The 564-nt window shown below is 62.9% G+C and carries 1 protein-coding gene; it reads left to right on the forward strand.

All coding sequences use genetic code 11. From position 1 onward, the window contains the following. Nucleotides 1–111 precede the first annotated feature (111 nt). Nucleotides 112–564: transposase (locus ACH0BU_RS18210; protein ID WP_197419148.1), on the forward strand; the 453-nt coding region annotated here is incomplete at its 3' end.

Below are 564 nucleotides of genomic sequence, written 5' to 3' on the forward strand. Positions count from 1 at the left end.
TAACCCGGCTTATTCATCGGGTTCGGTCAGAAGGGTTGGCGGGAGTGGTTTAAGCGATTGCTTTGATGTAGGAAAATGGGTGTCTAGGCCATTCCTGCAGCGAGGCAATTTATGCCACGGACCACACCCGCCGGGAGCGATGATAGCGCGCCGGGATTTTCGTTTCCAGCGATCGGGCGCAAGAAGATCACAGCCGCGTTCGACGGAGGTCGGCTCACCTCGGATGGCGGTGTTCTGCTGCTGGCACAGGCCGAGCGCGCGATGGGGCTTTGCCGGCGGCTTGCGGCTTGCATTGCCGATCCGCGCGATCCTGCGCGGGTGATCCATCGCCTTGATGACATACTGCGTGCCCGCGTGTTCGCGATCGCGTGCGGCTACGAGGACGCCGATGATCTCGACGCTCTGCGTGACGATCCGGGCTTCCGCCTGGCGCTGGGCAAGCTGCCGGGATCGGGCGCGGGGCTGGCCAGCCAACCAACGATGAGCCGGTGGGAAAATGCGCCGACCACACGCGAGTTGGCCAGGATGATGTCCGCGATGATCGACATCTACTGCGCCAGTTAC

This window comes from Sphingomonas olei (assembly GCF_045369765.1).
In the GTDB taxonomy this organism is placed as follows: domain Bacteria; phylum Pseudomonadota; class Alphaproteobacteria; order Sphingomonadales; family Sphingomonadaceae; genus Sphingomonas; species Sphingomonas panaciterrae.